Below are 18096 nucleotides of genomic sequence, written 5' to 3'. Positions count from 1 at the left end.
CTAACTCCTCCCCTTTCAACTTCGCCGCTCTCTTCAAAGCCCGCTACGCTGCATGATTTTCTATTTCTTAAAAGAACTTTATCGGCCTCTGTCGCAGAGAGCCTGTATGTTTTACCGTTTCTGGTTTTAAACTTTCATTTTAAATAATCAGAAATCGCTTCTGATTATATTTTTTTAACCTTTTGCCTCGTTACCGAAGCGGCTGCAAAGATGCGAATAATTTAGTATATGTGTCAAGTGTTATTTTCACTTTTTTCAATATATTTTTTTACCTCGCAAATTTCAAAAAACAACCGCCTGTTTGATTAGGCGGGCTACAAATGTACGCAGAAATCATCGCGTAGCCAAAAGAAATTAACAAAATTTTAAAGCGATTTGTAACCACGTGAAAACTACCACATAGCTGCCCGAATTTTATGTTAATAACCTGCATAGGACAGGTAAAACCTGTAAGTTGTATATTTGAAATCAAATGAATAAAGACTTGTTTCCCGGCAATTTTCTTGATCTGTTAAATATTGAACCGGGCTTTGACCGAGATAATTTTATCAAAACGCATCAATTTAATGAGCCGCCAACTTCAATTAGGACAAATCCTTTTAAATTATCGGCACTAAAAAGCAATGAAAATATTGCCTGGTGCAAGGAGGGCTATTACCTTGACACCCGCCCATCGTTTACATTCGACCCGCTTTTTCATGCCGGATGCTATTATGTTCAGGAGGCATCATCTATGTTTATAGGGCATATTCTTAACCATATCAAGCCTAAAGGCAATGCTGTAAAAATACTGGACCTATGTGCTGCGCCAGGCGGAAAAAGCACCCTTATTAATTCCGCGATGGCCGACGACGACCTGTTAGTGGCTAACGAGATCATCAAAACACGCGTGCCTACCCTAATAGATAACTTAAGCAGGTGGGGTACAGCAAATACTATAGTGACCAATAATGACCCTAAAGACTTTACTCGCTTAACCAGCTTTTTTGATATTATATTAGTTGATGCTCCATGTTCGGGATCGGGTATGTTTAGGAAAGATCCTGCTGCCATGAATGAATGGAGTGAAGCCAATGTTAATTTATGCCATCAGCGGCAAGAACGTATACTGGCAGACATATACCCGGCTTTAAAGGAAGATGGATACCTTATATATAGTACCTGCTCTTACTCGCACCAGGAAAATGAAGATATACTGGATTGGTTGTGTAAAGAGTTTGAATTAGAAAGCATACGCATACCTATTAATAAGGAATGGGGGATTATTGAAACTACATCCACTGAACATAAAGCGTGGGGGTATCGGTTTTACCCTGACAAGGTAAAAGGTGAGGGCTTATTTGCGGCTTGCTTAAAAAAGAAAGATAACAGCGGCAACTTAATGTCCTTTAAAAACAATAACAACCAGAAGGTGCCGAATACTGAACTGGAACAAATAAAGGTTTATGTAAATGAGGTAGCCAATTACTATTTTTTTAAGGTGACTGATGACTGGATGGCCATTAATCATCAACAAAAAGAAAACCTTCAAATTTTGCAACGGCATTTATATATTAAAAAATCGGGTGTGCGAATTGGTAAATTGATGGGTAAAGATCTGATACCCGATCATGAATTAGCTTTGAGTTTACTGGTAAGTAAAGGTGCCGTATTACAGACACCGCTTGATCTTGATCGGGCTATAAAATACCTGCAACGAGAGAACTTAGTAATTGATACGGAAGAAAAAGGATGGAGTTTGATGACCTTTGAAGACCAGCCTTTGGGCTGGGCCAAATTATTGCCCAATCGTATTAATAATTATTATCCCAAGGAGTTGAGAATATTATCTCAAAAAATTTAAGCTTAAAACATTATGTCTGTTTTGGATGTTGATTATCATATTTTTTAAATCTGCTATGTCATACGATCTTAATTGGCATATAATTTTACTATTAAATAAATTATTTGTTTATTTTCAACCTTTTACTATTAATTTAAATTTTATAAATGGATAAAAACTCTACCCGCAAGATCATAATTTTTGATGACGATGAAGATATTCTTTCTATCTGTAAGTATGTCTTACATGAGCAGGGTTGGGAGGTGCATACTTTTACCGATTGCAATAACATTGTTGAGAAGGTATCGGGTATACTGCCCAATGTAATATTAATGGACAATTGGATACCTGATGTAGGCGGAATTGCTGCCACAAAGGCCCTTAAGGCTGCTGAAAAATTAAATGAAATACCTGTTATCTACTTTTCGGCAAATAGTGATATACAGCTATTGGCCAACCAGGCAGGGGCCGAAACTTATTTAGCAAAACCCTTTGATTTGGATGAACTTGAACGTATTATAAATACAGTAATATAACAACCACTATAAAGTAAAAACCCACCTGATAAATCAGGTGGGTTTTTTATGGGTGAATATTACGTTACTAAAAACCGCCGCCAAAGTTACCGCCACCTGGCCTGCCGCCACCGCCGCCTGGACCGCCTGCTCCACCATTAAACCTTCTTTCTGGTTGCTCAGGCGCTTTGCCGGCAAATTTTTGCAGCCTGATAGCCAGTGTAAACATAAAATAACGCCCTAACCTGTTAACATTGCTTTGGGTAAATGTATTACCGTTTTGGCTAGCCGAAAAACCTGTGTTTTGATTAAATATATCAAATGCGGCAACACGTATGGTTGCCTGATTGCCTTTTAAGAACCGGCGCTCTAAATAAGCATTAAATATGCTTGGATTGGTAACCGGCACTGAGCTATTATAACCAAAGTTTTTTTGCTTGGTATAATCATATCCTAATGTCCAGTCTTTTAATATATAATTCTTACCGCTTAAACCCATTACCCAGGTTTTAATATTTTGGTTGTTGTTTATTAACCCAATATTTGAACTATTATCGCTTTTATTAATGCTATAACTTGTAAGCGCTTGCACATCCATAATGTCATTTATATCAACCCTAAAACGCACTGTAGGGGTTAATGTAAGTGTTTTGGCAATATTTTTAACCGCTGCAGATTGTACATTATTAACATCTACCGAACTTGAATATCCAATGTTATTGGTATAACCTGCATTAAGCTGTGTTATTAATGTGTATCGTCTTTCCTGCCACGGTTTTGAATAGGTTACTTGCCCGTTTACACTATAAAACCCATCAGTATTCATGTATTGAATTAAGTTTGAGTTTTGCAAACGTTGTAAGTTGGGGTTGGCTGCAAGTACTGCGGGGCTTAAGGTTCTGTAAGTTACCGTATTTTGTACAATTTGATTATCTGTCTTTTGGTATGAGATATTAAAGAAGAATAAGTTACCAGACTCAATACCATAATTGTTATAGCGCAACTGCACTGTATTAGTAAATGCCGGTTTTAAATCAGGATTACCTTGTGTAGCAAATGAGGCGTTTGAAAAATCAATAACCGGCTGCAGCTGGGTAAAGCTTGGCTGGCTGCTTTGACCGTTATATAAAAAGTTAAATGCCTTGTTTCTTGAAAAATTATATACAAAGCGCGCGTTAGGTATCCAGTTAAACTGGTTAATGTGAGTTTTAATTCCTGTTGTTAACGATTGTCCGTCCAATACGCCCGGCTGAACGCCCAAACCTAACGTTAGATTATATTTAGTATCAATTAAGCGGTAGTTTAATGCTATACGGTTAGTTACAAAAGTAGAATTATAGGTATTGCTTAATAAATTAAATCTATTAATAGTATTAGCTGACGACAGAGTATCAGTTCGTTTATCATTTTCCTGATAAGATTGGCTATAGGTGTAATTTAACTCCAGGTAAGAAATTTTACCAATTGGCTCAAGATAAGAAACGTTTGCAGATAATGACCTGTTTTTATTACCCTGGTTAATATATTGTGTACCCGGCGAAGTTGGGATACCTACAGTATAGGTTGTTACAGGGTTATCAAATGATGTACTTTGTGACAGGTTTGTATTTAAATTAATACTCAAATTTCGCCTGCTGGAATTAAATCTATGATTGTATAAAGCTGTTAAACCAAAGGTTGGCGAAGTTGAACTACTTTTTGAAGTAGTTGTGTAAGAGGTTGCCAATACATTATTAAATGACCGGGTTCCGCTTTCTGTACCGAAAGAGTTTGTTTCTGAATATGAAAACGTAGGTGTTACCTTTAAATAGTTTATAGTATCTGGCTTCCACTCTGCATTAAATTGAAATCTTTGATTAATAGGATGGTCGTTTTGCCTGCTTATAGTATTATTTTCACTAGGCGTTGCATTGTTATTTCGCGAAAAACTAGATTGATTGGTTTCAGTTTGGTTGTTTGAATAGCTATAGCTACCATATACGGCTAATTTTTCGCCCCATTGATCGCGATAGTTTGCACCAATTGCACGCGCATCAGTAATACCACTTGCTGTAGAAGCCAAGCCACCGCCACCGCGGCCACCACGACCGCCACCACCACCAAAATTAAAGGTATTGGTGTTAGTGTTATTTGTGTTAGCTAATACAGTAATTTGCCTGTCACCTTTAAAATTGTAATAGTTTGCGGTACCCAGGTAACGTGTTTCATTTTTAACACCCGGCGCTGCAGGTAACAAGTCTCTACCAACTCCGCCCGTTGCCTGTAAGGTATAACCGTAATTTCTATCTGCCCTTATAGTCAGATTCAATATCTTTTGAGGATCGCCTGTTTTTATACCGGTAAGGTTTGCCTGATCACCGTAGTCATCAATAATTTGTATGCCTTCTAATATATCGGCTGGTAAGTTTTTTGTTGCGGCCTGTAAATCGCCGCCCATGTAATCTTTACCATTAATACGTACTTTAGTAATTGATTTTCCCTGCGCACTAACATTACCATTAGCATCAACGTCAAGGCCCGGGACTTTTCTAAGTACATCTTCAACCGGAGCATTCTCGCGTACTTTATAGGCTGCTACTTTATACTCCACGGTGTCCTCCTTAAATACTACGGGGTTAACACCAACAATAGTAACCTCTTTTAATTGGTTAGTTGTTGTCTGCAAAACGATATCGGGTAATACAACTACGTTTGTATCCGGCAATGTGTAGTTTTTTATTATAGCCTGGTAACCAAATAAAGAAATATATAATTTAATTTTTGCGCCTTTAACATTAGTAAAAGTAAATTTTCCGTCCACATTAGTTTGTGTCGTTGTGCTATCGCCAAGCTCTGATATTAACTTTACTTCTGTTCCGGGTTGGGTAACCTTTAGCGTATCAGTAACAACCCCGCTTACTTGCTTGCCCGTTTGGGCCTGCGTATTAGTTATTGCTAAAAAAGCCAATATAAAGGTTAAATAGATAAATTTCATGGTATAAAATGTATGCGTTTTTGATATTATGCTATTAACATAATTAGAATGCAAATGTTCAACTTATATTACATTTAAACATTATCAACCATACGATTGTTACAATTTTATTCACAAAAAACCCAAAACATTACAATTGTTACATAAAAATGGTCAATGAGTTGCTATTATTTAATGTGGGTTATTATTATTACTAACTACTAAAGCCCATAATAGGATTGCCTGTTAACCAGCGCTTCAATTATTCTAAAAAACAATTAACAATAGTTTATATAACGCTTTAAATATCAAAAACATATACTCATGTTTTTCGTTAATAATTAAAACATTAACCTATGAAAAACATTCGCGCTTCATTACATGCCAAGGTGCATGGCTGGATAGATACAATTGGATTTAGATTAAATGCTTCTGAAACCAATAATAAAAGTAAGGTTACATTTAACCATTACTTTTATGAAACATTTAATCTGATTGAAAAAGAAAAAAGCGGTGACCATAAAACTTCGCGATATTTATGTTTTGACCCTTATGGTGAAAAAATAAATGTACGGTCGCTATTGGATTTGCAAACTGCTTTTTTTGATAATTTAAGCAGGCTTAAATAAGTACTATATTCTGCGCTTTAAAGTCAAAATTACCCTCTCGGTTATTTCATTGTGATACACATCAAGCAATAATGATCGGTTATTGTGAGACTTAAACAAATTATCTATCTCTTCCAGGGTCATATTAGCAGTGGGTTTAAAATTTATGGCTGTTATCTCGTCATCTTCGCATATTCCTGCCTCATCTGCTGCAGACCCGGGCTCAACGCGTTCAACAATGATATGTTTATACCCCTTGCCCGCAGCATAATATTGCAACCCGCTCATATCGTGTTCAAAAGGTGCTTTAAACTCAACATTTGATTTTATGTACATTTCGTTACCAGAATAATTAAACACCAGGGTAAACCTTTTTAACACCTCCACGCCTAAATTGCCATCACGAGGTACTATTGGCGTCCGGCCATTATCTTCTGGAAAAGAGGCAAGCACATTTTTAATTTTATATTTTCCAAGCTGCATTTCTTTTACCCGCCCTTTATATCCGCTTATTAATCCGCTTAATCCTATACCAAGGTTAGCATTAATAAACTGTTGCGAATAAAGTGCTTTATCAGCTACCCTCTCTAAAGAAATTGCATGCCCTGCGCCTAAATCAACAATGAACTTCCTTACTTGCTGCGTGCCATTGCTAAGTGTTATAGGCGTTTTAACATATGGCTTATTCTCTTCAATACTTATTGGCAAACGGCTACCTTTTTTAAAACGGCGCATATTTTCGGGTTTGGTTACGGTTATCATACTATCTGTAAAATTAACCTTAACTGCCAGCTTGTTAAAAAACTCGTAGCCTAATAATCCGTGTATATGTGTACCGGCATACTGCGAGAGCCCGAAATGATCTTTTTTAAAAATAGCCGCTGATACATTATGGCTGATAACACCCGAAACATCTATACTTAATGGAGGTGTAACAAAAGCCTCGTAGGCTTCCCCATCGCCCAGCCCTGCTACTTTTATGGTTCGTTTGTTGGGTATATTTATTGAATCAACTAATGATGGGTCAGTTATGATCATAACACCAACTCCCGTATCCAATACAAAATTATAGGGGCCAGAATTGTTTATGTTAACTTTTACGACAACAAGGTTTCTAATTACCTTAAAAGGAAATATTATACGCCTTGAACCATCGCCTATACTAAAATATTGTGCACCGGCAGTTATAAACCAACAACACAATATAAAACATAGCCCAATAGATTTTTTATAAAGGTGGATAAAATGCACGTGCTTAATAATTGGAAATTAAATTTACAAAAATCTTATTAAGATTATGCTATTTATTTAACTGCCATTATTTTACGCTTTGTCTTTAGGTTTTAGTGCCGCTTTAATCTCTGGGTTTTGCACAGGTAATGTTTTAACTTCTACCTCTACTTCCGTTTGTCGTACAAATACAGCATATTCGGCCGGTTCAATGCGGCAGCCACGCGCTTCGGCATATACCTCGGTAAATTCCGCACCCATATATAATATAGCTGCGGTGTAATATATCCAAACTAAGATAACTATTAATGATCCCGCTGCGCCGTAAGTAGAAAAACTTGATGCGGAGAATTCAATATATAAACCAATTAAATACCGGCCTATCATAAAAAGTATGGCAGTAAAAAATGCCCCCGCCCTTACATCCTTCCATCGTATTTTAACATCAGGCAAAAACTTAAAAATTATAGCGAACAAAACAGATATCACAATAAATGTGATGCCGATATTAATTCCGTTTAACAGCCAAATGGTAACACCTGGTAAAAAATGTATTATCCGGTTACTTAATGAAAGTATCAATATATTTATTATAAGTGATGCCAGTAACAAAAATCCTAAGCTGATGATTAATGAAAATGATAAAAAACGGTTGGTAAGCAGTTTAACCCACCCTTTTTTAGGCTTTGCTTTAACTCTCCAAATGATGTTTAATGAGTCTTGTATCTCCACAAAAATGCTGCTTGCGCCAATTAATAGCGTAACTATACCTATTATTACCGCTACACCTGTTTTACCCGATAGTTGCAGATGTTTAATCATATCCTGTATTTGGACTGCCGCCTCCGCTCCTACATAATTTTTTATTTGCGGATACAGATTGTTGGTGATAGCATCCTGTCCTAAAAACAGCCCGGCTAACGATATTACTAATATTAATAAAGGCGCTATTGAAAAAACTGTATAGTAAGCCAGGGATGCGCTATGCTTAAGCCCATTATCCTCTACAAAACCATCAAAGGTAGCTACAATAATTTTCCAGATCTTTTTTAAATATGTCTTGTTAATAAATCTCATACCATTGTTATAACACAAAAAAGGCAGTTTGTTTGAGCAAACTACCTTTACTATTAATATAGTGGTAATTATCGGTTAGAAACTATCAGTAAATCAAGGTCTTTATATTGAAGCGAAAAGCGCTCGGCAATGTGCTTGTTAGTGAGGTTACCCTGATAAATATATACCGCTTCGCGTATTCCTGCCTTTTGCCAGATGAGGTTCTTAACGCCCCCTTGTTCGCCTATCTCCAATAATATTGGTGCAAAAATATTGGTCAATGCGTAAGTGGCTGTACGGGCCACGCGCGATGCTATGTTAGGCACACAGTAATGTATTACATCATATTTGCGAAATACCGGATGGGTATGGTTGGTTACTTCTGATGTTTCAAAACAGCCGCCCTGGTCAATGCTCACATCAATAATTACCGAATTTGGTTTCATGCGGCTTACCGTAGCTTCGGATACAATACACGGGCTACGGCCATCTTCGGCACGTATGGCACCTATGGCTACATCGCAGGTGGTTATAGCTTTTTCTAAAACTATGGGCTGCACTACCGAGGTAAATACCCGGTTGCCAATGTTATTTTGCAAGCGTCGCAGTTTATATATAGATGGGTCAAATACCTTTACTTCGGCACCCAGCGCAAGCGCAGTACGGGCGGCGTATTCGCCTACAGTGCCTGCACCTAATATTACAATTTCGGTGGGTGGCACGCCGGTTATACCCCCAAGCATAAGGCCCTTCCCTTCAAAAACATTACTTAAATATTCGGCTGCTATTAGTATAGATGTTGCACCTACTATCTCGCTCATGGCACGAATTACGGTTAAACATCCGCCTTCATCCAATAAATGCTCAAAACATAAAGCCGTTACTTTTTTATTTAATAAAGCTTGTAAACAATCAGCTTTTAAAGTCGCCAATTGCAGCGCGGATATTAAAATTTGACCCGGCTTCATCATGGCGATTTCCTGCAAAGTTGGCGGGGCTATTTTAATGATGATGTCTGCTTCGTAAACCTTTGCCGTATCAAAAACTATTTGAGCACCTTGCTCGCTGTAATGATTATCCAAAAAGTTAGCGGCTTTGCCGGCGTTGCTCTCCAGCATAACCTGGTGGCCGTTATTAACCAATAAGGCAACTGATAAAGGGGTTAAAGCAATACGGTTTTCCTGGAAAGAGGTTTCTTTTGGGATGCCGATATAAAGTTGATTTTTTTTATTCTTTACTTCCAGCATTGATTCTTGCGGCTGCATCATTGCCTGCTTGGCAATGTCCGAGAATCCACTGTATTTCCCTGAGCTCATAATCGGTTATTTTCTGGATGATGAAGATAGTAAAATCCTGTTTAAAATTAAACTTTATCTACTGTTATCTTTCGGGAATTATCTTCCTTGGTTTCAATACTAATACGCACGTAATTATAGGGTAACAGATCGGGTATTTTATCGGGCCATTCAATAAAACAATAGGCGCCCGAATAGAAATATTCTTCGCAGCCTATATCCAAGGCCTCGTTTTGGTTTTTTAACCGATAAAAATCAAAATGGTAAATTTTATTAGGGCCGGCATACTCGTTTACAATAGAAAAAGTAGGACTGGTAATTACGTCAGTGCTACCCAACTCGTCGCACAGCGATTTAATGAGCGTTGTTTTACCAGCGCCCATGTCGCCATAAAAAAGAAATATACGAGCATCTTTAGCATAGCTAACTATTTGTTGCGCAATGGCGGGTAAATCAGGAAGAGATGAAGCATTTAGTATCACCCTGCAAAAATAATATTTTTTACTTAGGCCCGTAAGTTGCAATAGGGATGATCACTTCTTCTAACGAAATACCCCCGTGCTGAAAAGTTTCATTATAAAAGTTAACAAAGTGGTTGTAGTTGTTCGGGTATACAAAATAAGTATCCTCCTTAGCAAATACAAAGCTCGAGCTTATATGCAGTTTAGGCAACATGGCATCATGTGGATTACGGATATGGAATACGTCTTTTGCATTAAAGTTTAAATTACGGCCCTGTTTGTAGCGTAAATTGGTATTTGTGTTGCGGTCCCCAATTATTTTGCTTGGCTTTTTAACACGGATGGTTCCATGATCAGTAGTTATTACAACACGCACACGTTTTTGCGCTAAAAATTTAAGCAAGTCAAACAACGGCGAATGTTCAAACCATGATAGAGTTAATGAGCGATAGGCGGCATCATCACTTGCCAGCTCACGTATCATTTGCATATCTGTGCGGGCATGCGACAGCATATCCACAAAGTTATATACTATTACATTCAGATCATTCTTCATTAAATTACTTACGGAGTCATTTAAAGCCCTGCCCTCATCAACGTTTAATATTTTATGATAGGAGTGCTTACAATCCTTACGTACCACGCGCTGTATTTGGTCTGAAAGGAAGTTGGATTCAAATAAATTTTTGCCCCCCTCATCTTCATCATTCTGCCACATTTCAGGAAAGCGCTTTTCCATTTCTAAAGGCATCAAGCCCGAAAATATAGCATTACGCGCGTATTGTGTGGCCGTAGGTAATATGCTGTAATAAGCGTCTTCTTCTTCCAGCCTGAAATATTCAGATATAATAGTGTTAATAATTTTGAACTGGTCATACCTCAAATTATCAATCAATATAAAAAACAAAGGCCCTTTACCATCCAGCTTAGGAAATACCTTTTTCTTAAATAACTGGGTTGAATTGGTTGGTGCCGTGTCCGGATTTTTTATCCAATCCAGGTAGTTCCTCTCAATAAACTTACAAAATTGTGTATTGGCCTCCGCTTTTTGCAGCGTCAAAATTTCGTGCATACCGGCATCTTCCAATTGCTGTAGCTGCAGTTCCCAGTATATTAATTTTTTATAAACATCTACCCATTCCTGATGTCCCAAATTATCGTTAAGTGTTATGCCAAGCGTTCTAAAATCCTGCTGATAGGCCATGGTAGTTTTTTGGGTTACCAGGCGCTTATTTTCTGTCAGTTTTTTAATGGTAAGCAGTATTTGTTTGGGATGCACGGGCTTGATCAAATAATCATCAATTTTTGAGCCTATGGCATCTTCCATTAAATACTCCTCTTCATTTTTGGTTATCATCACAATTGGAACATCGCTATTGATGTTTTTTATTTGCGACATGGTTTCTATCCCGGTAAGGCCGGGCATATTTTCATCCAAAAAAACCAGATCAAAGTAATTGTTCTTAAACGTTTCAACCGCGTCGTTTCCGTTGGTTACAGTAGTAACTTTATAGCCTTTATCGTTTAAAAAAAGTATATGTGGTTTTAACAGGTCAATCTCGTCATCAGCCCATAGTATCGTAATATCCTGCATAGTATCTTTATATAATGTTATTAACTTTTCGTATTGAACTAGTTAAGTCGATATAACCCTCAAAGCACGGGTTTTGTTAGCGATATAAAAAGGAATTAACATAAATTAACAAATATAAAATACACCGTGTGTGTTAATTTAACACTTTTGCATAAGATCTGACTCGTGTTAAACAAGAAAAAAATTATAAACGACCCTGTTTATGGGTTTATAACCATCCCTACCGATCTGGTTTATGACCTGATAGAGCATCCCTATTTTCAACGCTTAAGGTATATTAAACAGCTGGGAATGACGCATTTGGTTTATCCTGGCGCATTACATACCCGCTTTCATCATGCTTTGGGTGCCATGCACTTAATGAAGCTGGCTATTGATACGCTAAAAAGCAAGGGAAACGAAATAACTGCCGAAGAGGAAGAAGCGGTTGCCATAGCCATTTTATTACATGACATAGGGCACGGACCATTCTCGCACGCACTGGAACATACAATTGTTGAGGGTATATCGCACGAAGATATATCCATGTTGCTGATGGATAAGCTGAACAAGCAATTTAACGGCAAATTAGCTATGGCTATCAGCATATTTAATGGCACCTATGCCAAAGGCTTTTTACATGAAATGGTATCGAGCCAACTGGATATGGATAGGTTAGATTATTTGAACCGCGACAGCTTTTTTACCGGCGTTTCTGAGGGTGTTATCAGTTCAGAGCGTATACTAAAAATGTTAAACATTAAAGATGGGCATATTGTAGTTGAGGAAAAGGGCATTTACTCTATAGAAAAGTTTTTAGTTGCCCGCAGGCTGATGTACTGGCAGGTTTACTTTCATAAAACAGTAATAGCTGCCGAACAATTGCTGGTTAAAATACTAACCCGTAGCCGCCAACTGGCATTAAATGGCCATGATCTGTTTGCCACACCTGCCTTAAATCATTTTCTTAAAAAAACCATCAGCAGGGATGTTTTTATAAACGAGGACCACCATATTGAAACATTTACGGCATTGGATGATACGGACATTATATCGGCTGTTAAAGTGTGGGCATTAAATAATGATTTTGTATTAGCCAAACTTTGTAAAGATTTCATCAGCCGTAAGCTTTATCACGTTGATATTACAAATGAACTGCCTGATGATAAAATCATAGCTGATCTCTCTGAAAAAGCCGTTAACAAATACGGAATTACAGCTGCCGAAGCACAATATTTTGTTTTTAAAGACATTATATTAAACAATGCTTATACCGCCGGCGATGGGTTTATACGAATACTAATGAAAAACGGAACTATAAAGGATATTACCGCGGCCAGTGACAACTCAAATTTGGAAGCACTGGCCAAAACGGTAAAAAAATACATACTTTGTTATAGCAAGGATTTGGCTTAGTTTTGACAGCTTGTTGCGTATACAACATATAATATTAACTTTTAAATTTGTCTGATGCAATTTACGGCCCAGGAGATAGCCTTTATACTAAACGGAACTGTTGAAGGTGATGCCTTTGCATCCGTTAATCAACTGGCAAAAATTGAAGAAGGCAATACCGGTTCGCTTTCATTCTTAGCTAACCCTAAGTATGAGCAGTACTTATATAGCACCAATGCTTCAGTAGTAATAGTAAATAAAGACCTGGTGCTTTCTGAACCTGTTAAAGCCACCCTGATTAGGGTAGCCAATGCCTACAGCGCTTTTTCTGTGTTGCTTGAAAAATATAATACCATTAAACTCAATAAATCAGGAATTGAACAGCCTTGCTTTATACACCCATCGGCACAAGTTGGCGAAAATGTTTATATAGGTGCCTTTGCATATATTGGTCCGCATGTGAAAATAGGTGATAATAGTAAAATTTATCCCAACACCTACGTGGCAGATAATGTTACCATCGGCTCTGATACCACACTATTTTCGGGTGTAAAAGTCTATTTTGATTGTGTATTGGGCAATAATGTCATTATACATTCGGGGGCTATTATTGGGAGCGATGGTTTTGGTTTTGCACCCAACGCAGATGGCACTTATACTAAAGTGGCCCAGATAGGAAATGTAATAGTAGAAGATAATGTAGAGGTGGGTTCGAATACAACTATTGACCGCGCCACTATGGGCTCAACTATAATACGTAAAGGTGTAAAGCTGGATAATTTGGTGCAGATAGCGCATAATGTGGAGATCAACCAAAACACGGTAATTGCGGCACAAAGCGGAATATCAGGCAGTACCAAAATTGGCGAAAACGTGGTTGTTGGCGGACAAGTTGGTATGGTAGGCCATATAAGTATTGCTAAAGGCTCGCAGTTCCAGGCGCAATCGGGCGTCGGCCGCTCAATTACCGAAGAGGGGAAAAAATGGGCCGGCACCCCGGCATTTGCTTATGGTGACAACATGCGCTCGCAGGTAATTGTACAAAAACTACCTGATTTGGAGAAAAGAGTTAGAGAATTAGAAAAAATAATTGCTGAGTTGAAAAACGGGCAATGACTATAATGCTTTATGAATATTAAACAACGTACTATAAAATCTCCTGTTTCAATAGCAGGAACAGGCTTACACACCGGCCAAAGGGTAACTATGACCTTTAACCCGGCGCCAGAGAATCATGGTTATAAGTTTAGGAGGATAGATATAGAAGGGAAACCTATTATTGATGCTGATGTTGACAATGTTACCGATACTTCACGTGGTACAACCATATCGCAAAACGGCGCCAGTGTAAGCACCGTTGAGCACGTATTAGCTGCATTGGTTGGCTTAGAAATAGACAACGTTTTGATAGACATGGATGGCCCGGAAACGCCAATAATGGATGGCAGCTCTATCCAGTTTATTGATGCGATACAGGAAATTGGCTTAATTGATCAGGAAGCTGATCGAGAGTATTACCATATCCCTTATAATATACACTATACCGAGCCCGAGCGCAAAGTTGAAATGGTTGCTATGCCTTTGGATGATTACCGCTTTACTTGTATGGTTGATTACAACTCGCAGGTATTGGGTAGCCAGCATGCCAGTATCTCCAGTATAACCGAATTTAAAAAGGAAATAGCTTCCTGTCGTACCTTTTGTTTTTTGCATGAGTTGGAAATGCTGTTAAAACATGACCTGATTAAAGGCGGCGACCTTAATAATGCCATTGTAGTGGTGGATAAAGACGTGGACGAAGAAGAGCTTGCTCATTTGGCCAAGCTATTTAACCGTAAAGATATTAGTGTAGCGCCACAGGGCATATTAAATAATATTGAACTTCGCCATCAAAATGAACCCGCCAGGCATAAACTATTGGATATGATTGGCGACCTGGCATTAGTGGGCGTGCCGCTACGCGGGCATATCATGGCAGCAAGGCCGGGCCACGCGGCTAATGTGGCGTTCGCTAAAAAAATTAAGACCTTAATAAAAAAAGAAAGAAGCCGTAAACATTATAAAGTTTACGACCCCAACATGACCCCGGTATACGATACCGTGCAGATCATGAATATATTACCGCACCGTCAGCCAATGCTAATGGTTGACAAGATTTTGGAGCTAACCAAAAGCCATGTGGTAGGGTTAAAAAATGTGACCATGAACGAGGATATTTTTCAGGGCCATTTTCCGGGGACACCCCTTTTTCCGGGTGTTTTACAAATTGAAGCAATGGCCCAAACCGGGGGTATATTAGTTTTAAATACCGTGCCTGATCCTGAAAATTATATTACCTTGTTTTTAAAGATTGAAAATGCAAGGTTTAAAGATAAGGTTGTACCGGGCGATACACTGATATTCCATTGCAGCTTATTGGCACCGATACGCCGTGGTATAGCGCAAATGAAAGGTGTGGGAATGGTAGGCAGCCGTGTAGTTGTAGAAGCGGAGCTGATGGCTCAAATAGTTAAAAAAACAAAACCTGAAACCGAAGAATAATTATGATCCAGCCGTTAGCATACATACACCCACAGGCAAAAATAGCCGACAATGTTGTAATAGAACCCTTTGTTACCATACATAAAGATGTTGAAGTTGGCGAAGGCACCTGGATAGGATCAAACTCGGTAATTATGGATGGCGCGCGCATCGGTAAAAACTGCCGCATTTTCCCGGGAGCTGTAGTATCGGCCCCACCACAGGATCTGAAATATAAAGGCGAACCAAGCACGGTTACTATTGGAGATAATACCGTCATCCGCGAATGCGTAACCCTTAATCGCGGTACCGCTTTAGATAAAAATACGACTACCATAGGCAGCAATTGCTTACTAATGGCCTATGTACACGTAGCGCATGATTGTGTTATTGGTGATAATGTAATTGTGGCCAACTCGGTACAATTGGCCGGGCATATAAACGTGTATGATTATGCTTTTATTGGCGGCGGATCATTGGTACACCAGTTTGTTGAGATTGGCGCGCATAGTATGATATCAGGCGGATCATTAGTACGTAAAGATGTGCCTCCGTATACCAAAGCGGGCCGCGAGCCATTATCATACATCGGCATTAACTCTGTTGGTTTGCGCCGCCGTGGATTTTCGGCAGCAAGTATTAACGAGATACAGGAGATATACCGTATCATATTTCTTAAAAAATATAACATGACCAAAGCTTTGGATATTATAGAAGCAGAGTTTAAACCTACGGTAGAGCGGGATGAGATCATCAACTTCGTTCAAGGCTCGCAACGGGGTATCATGAAAGGGTTTGGGAACAGTTAATCAGACCATGGTCCATGGTTTATAGACCATAGTACCTAATACTTTAATTTTGTCCATGGACTATGGACTATCGACTATGGACAAGACAAACCAAATAAAAATCACTCTCGAAAACCTTGGCCGACGTTTTAACCGCGACTGGATTTTCAGGGGGATAGATTATACTTTTAATTCCGGCGAAAGTTATGCCATATTAGGCCCTAACGGCTCAGGTAAATCAACTTTATTACAGGTTTTAAATGGCAGCCTTACGCCATCGGCAGGCACTATTAAGTTTTTTGAGGGAGGTAGCATTATTGATATTGAAAAGGTTTTTCAACACCTAAGCTTAGCGGCACCCTATCTGGAATTAATAGAGGAGTTTACACTAACTGAAATGATTGATTTTCATTTCAAGTTTAAAGCCTACCTGCCGGGCATGGATAATAACGCGGTTATTACCTTATTGAATATGCCTGCCAGCAAACATAAAATGATCCGCTATTTTTCATCGGGCATGAAACAGCGGCTTAAACTGGCGCTGGCTTTCTGCGCTGATACTTCAATGCTTATACTGGACGAGCCTACATCTAACCTGGACACACAAGGGGTTGACTGGTATTTAAGCCTTGTACAGCAATACGCCAAAAACCGTTTAACCATTATTGGTTCCAACCAACAACATGAGTACGATTTTTGTACACATCAAATCCATATTACAGATTATAAAAAATGATATTTATTTACAGCATTACCATAACTTCAGTAGGTATCATCCTGATCCTGTACGTATTGGTAAGCCTTAAAAGTATCAAACCATTAAAAAGTCAACCCATTATTTCTGACCATCCTGCATTAGCCATTATTGTAGCCGTGCGTAATGAGGAGGAGGATGTAGAAAAAGCGTTGCAAAGCCTTTGCAATATCAATTATAACAATTACCGGCTTATTGTAGTTAACGATAGGTCAACGGACCGAACAGGAGAAATATTAAGCCGGTTCAATCATCCCCATCTTCAGGTTATTACACTTACCGATCTGCCACACGGGTGGCTGGGTAAAAACAATGCCTTATATCAAGGCTACAAAAACAGCACGGAGGACTGGATGCTATTTACCGATGCCGATATTGAATTTCATCCTGATGCAATAAGCCGGGCCTTAGGCTATGTCGAAAAACACCGGTTGGACCACCTATGTGTTTTACCGGATATTCGTTCAAGATCGGCCATATTAAACAGCGTAATAGCAACATTTGGAATGATGTTAATGCTATTTACCCGCCCCTGGGATGCACGTAAACCAAAAAGGAGTGGGTCAATAGGGGTTGGGGCGTTTAATTTGGTTAAACGTACCGCATATGAGCAAGCGGGCACCCATGTAGCCATAAAGCTGAGGCCTGATGACGACCTCAAACTGGGTCAAAATATAAAAGATGCCGGGCTACAACAAGATGTATTAGGCGGCAAGGAAACTATTAGCTTGGAGTGGTATAAAAACACCGGCCAGTTTATAAATGGGCTAATGAAAAACACTTTTGCAGTGAGGGACTATAACGTATTATGGACCATTGCTGATGTATTAGCCACTTTGTTTACAATAGCGCTCCCCGTTCCTATCATGCTTATTTTTGGAGATGCCGATATCAGGATAATGGGCGGATTGTTATGGGCAACACAAATGATATATATGATAGCTACACCACCCAACAAATGGTGGTATGCTTTAATGATTCCTTTTGCCGGATTACTTATGGCTTATATCATAGCCAGATCGGCCTACATAACCCTTAAACAAGGCGGCATTTATTGGCGGGATACTTTTTATTCATTAGCTATGCTCAAGGGTAAATAACTTGCTTATTTGGCTGTAAGTACCTA

The 18096-nt window shown here is 38.7% G+C and carries 15 protein-coding genes; 9 read left to right on the top strand and 6 right to left on the bottom strand.

Features of this window, described 5'->3' with window-relative positions:
- Nucleotides 1-472 precede the first annotated feature (472 nt).
- Together ACYVJ6_RS16095 and ACYVJ6_RS16090 are read left to right on the top strand one after the other, a co-directional pair.
- Nucleotides 473-1843, top strand: a complete 1371-nt coding sequence (locus ACYVJ6_RS16095; RefSeq protein ID WP_460695119.1) for a methyltransferase RsmF C-terminal domain-like protein — start codon at nt 473-475, stop codon at nt 1841-1843.
- Between the two features lie 146 nt (nt 1844-1989).
- Nucleotides 1990-2358, top strand: coding sequence for a response regulator (locus tag ACYVJ6_RS16090; RefSeq protein WP_460695118.1), 369 nt, complete (start codon nt 1990-1992; stop codon nt 2356-2358).
- Nucleotides 2359-2425: 67 nt separating this feature from the next.
- Here ACYVJ6_RS16090 and ACYVJ6_RS16085 read toward each other — a convergent pair whose 3' ends face one another.
- Nucleotides 2426-5311, bottom strand: a complete 2886-nt coding sequence (locus tag ACYVJ6_RS16085; protein ID WP_460695117.1) for an outer membrane beta-barrel protein — start codon at nt 5309-5311, stop codon at nt 2426-2428.
- Nucleotides 5312-5646: 335 nt separating this feature from the next.
- On the opposite strand from ACYVJ6_RS16085, the gene ACYVJ6_RS16080 reads away from it, so the two are divergent.
- Nucleotides 5647-5919, top strand: a complete 273-nt coding sequence (locus tag ACYVJ6_RS16080) for a hypothetical protein (protein ID WP_460695116.1) — start codon at nt 5647-5649, stop codon at nt 5917-5919.
- Between the two features lie 3 nt (nt 5920-5922).
- Here the strand turns inward: ACYVJ6_RS16080 and ACYVJ6_RS16075 are convergent, their stop codons facing one another.
- The 5 genes from ACYVJ6_RS16075 to porX all read right to left on the bottom strand — a co-directional run bounded on the left by ACYVJ6_RS16075 (nt 5923) and on the right by porX (nt 11534).
- Nucleotides 5923-7149: an aspartyl protease family protein gene (locus tag ACYVJ6_RS16075; protein WP_460695115.1), complete on the bottom strand. Its 1227-nt coding sequence runs from the start codon at nt 7147-7149 to the stop codon at nt 5923-5925.
- Nucleotides 7150-7221: 72 nt separating this feature from the next.
- Nucleotides 7222-8205, bottom strand: coding sequence for a YihY/virulence factor BrkB family protein (locus tag ACYVJ6_RS16070; RefSeq protein ID WP_460695114.1), 984 nt, complete (start codon nt 8203-8205; stop codon nt 7222-7224).
- A gap of 68 nt (nt 8206-8273) precedes the next feature.
- A complete protein-coding gene (locus tag ACYVJ6_RS16065) occupies nt 8274-9500 on the bottom strand; it encodes an alanine dehydrogenase (RefSeq protein ID WP_460695113.1) in 1227 nt (408 codons plus the stop codon).
- Nucleotides 9501-9547: 47 nt separating this feature from the next.
- Complete coding sequence (gene tsaE / locus ACYVJ6_RS16060; RefSeq protein WP_460695112.1) at nt 9548-9961, bottom strand: tRNA (adenosine(37)-N6)-threonylcarbamoyltransferase complex ATPase subunit type 1 TsaE; 414 nt, start codon at nt 9959-9961, stop codon at nt 9548-9550.
- Nucleotides 9962-9980: 19 nt separating this feature from the next.
- Nucleotides 9981-11534, bottom strand: coding sequence for a T9SS response regulator signal transducer PorX (gene porX / locus ACYVJ6_RS16055; RefSeq protein WP_460695111.1), 1554 nt, complete (start codon nt 11532-11534; stop codon nt 9981-9983).
- A gap of 165 nt (nt 11535-11699) precedes the next feature.
- On the opposite strand from porX, the gene ACYVJ6_RS16050 reads away from it, so the two are divergent.
- The 6 genes from ACYVJ6_RS16050 to ACYVJ6_RS16025 all read left to right on the top strand — a co-directional run bounded on the left by ACYVJ6_RS16050 (nt 11700) and on the right by ACYVJ6_RS16025 (nt 18070).
- Nucleotides 11700-12929, top strand: coding sequence for an HD domain-containing protein (locus tag ACYVJ6_RS16050; protein WP_460695110.1), 1230 nt, complete (start codon nt 11700-11702; stop codon nt 12927-12929).
- A 54-nt stretch (nt 12930-12983) separates the two neighbouring features.
- Entirely contained in the window at nt 12984-14024 is a 1041-nt protein-coding gene (lpxD, locus tag ACYVJ6_RS16045) for a UDP-3-O-(3-hydroxymyristoyl)glucosamine N-acyltransferase (protein WP_460695109.1), read from the top strand.
- A gap of 12 nt (nt 14025-14036) precedes the next feature.
- On the top strand, nt 14037-15449 hold the full coding sequence (locus tag ACYVJ6_RS16040; RefSeq protein WP_460695108.1) for a bifunctional UDP-3-O-[3-hydroxymyristoyl] N-acetylglucosamine deacetylase/3-hydroxyacyl-ACP dehydratase: 1413 nt from the start codon (nt 14037-14039) through the stop codon (nt 15447-15449).
- Nucleotides 15450-15451: 2 nt separating this feature from the next.
- Nucleotides 15452-16237, top strand: a complete 786-nt coding sequence (lpxA, locus tag ACYVJ6_RS16035) for an acyl-ACP--UDP-N-acetylglucosamine O-acyltransferase (RefSeq protein WP_460695107.1) — start codon at nt 15452-15454, stop codon at nt 16235-16237.
- A 94-nt stretch (nt 16238-16331) separates the two neighbouring features.
- The gene (locus ACYVJ6_RS16030; protein WP_460695122.1) at nt 16332-16952 is read left to right on the top strand and encodes an ABC transporter ATP-binding protein; all 621 of its coding nucleotides are present in this window, start codon (nt 16332-16334) and stop codon (nt 16950-16952) included.
- Nucleotides 16949-18070: a glycosyltransferase family 2 protein gene (locus ACYVJ6_RS16025; protein ID WP_460695106.1), complete on the top strand. Its 1122-nt coding sequence runs from the start codon at nt 16949-16951 to the stop codon at nt 18068-18070. Before ACYVJ6_RS16030 ends, ACYVJ6_RS16025 begins: the two co-directional genes overlap by 4 nt.
- The last annotated feature ends 26 nt before the right edge of the window (nt 18071-18096 follow it).

The sequence above is a fragment of the Mucilaginibacter puniceus genome (assembly GCF_054783175.1).
This window is presented reverse-complemented; position numbering and strand designations above follow the sequence as displayed.

What these genes read in the sequence shown, in the direction of transcription:
- ACYVJ6_RS16095 (WP_460695119.1), top strand. Translation starts at nt 473, where the DNA reads ATGAATAAAGACTTGTTTCCCGGCAATTTTCTTGATCTGTTAAATATT.
- ACYVJ6_RS16090 (WP_460695118.1), top strand. Translation starts at nt 1,990, where the DNA reads ATGGATAAAAACTCTACCCGCAAGATCATAATTTTTGATGACGATGAA.
- ACYVJ6_RS16085 (WP_460695117.1), bottom strand. Translation starts at nt 5,311, where the DNA reads ATGAAATTTATCTATTTAACCTTTATATTGGCTTTTTTAGCAATAACT.
- ACYVJ6_RS16080 (WP_460695116.1), top strand. Translation starts at nt 5,647, where the DNA reads ATGAAAAACATTCGCGCTTCATTACATGCCAAGGTGCATGGCTGGATA.
- ACYVJ6_RS16070 (WP_460695114.1), bottom strand. Translation starts at nt 8,205, where the DNA reads ATGAGATTTATTAACAAGACATATTTAAAAAAGATCTGGAAAATTATT.
- ACYVJ6_RS16065 (WP_460695113.1), bottom strand. Translation starts at nt 9,500, where the DNA reads ATGAGCTCAGGGAAATACAGTGGATTCTCGGACATTGCCAAGCAGGCA.
- porX (WP_460695111.1), bottom strand. Translation starts at nt 11,534, where the DNA reads ATGCAGGATATTACGATACTATGGGCTGATGACGAGATTGACCTGTTA.
- lpxD (WP_460695109.1), top strand. Translation starts at nt 12,984, where the DNA reads ATGCAATTTACGGCCCAGGAGATAGCCTTTATACTAAACGGAACTGTT.
- ACYVJ6_RS16040 (WP_460695108.1), top strand. Translation starts at nt 14,037, where the DNA reads ATGAATATTAAACAACGTACTATAAAATCTCCTGTTTCAATAGCAGGA.
- lpxA (WP_460695107.1), top strand. Translation starts at nt 15,452, where the DNA reads ATGATCCAGCCGTTAGCATACATACACCCACAGGCAAAAATAGCCGAC.
- ACYVJ6_RS16025 (WP_460695106.1), top strand. Translation starts at nt 16,949, where the DNA reads ATGATATTTATTTACAGCATTACCATAACTTCAGTAGGTATCATCCTG.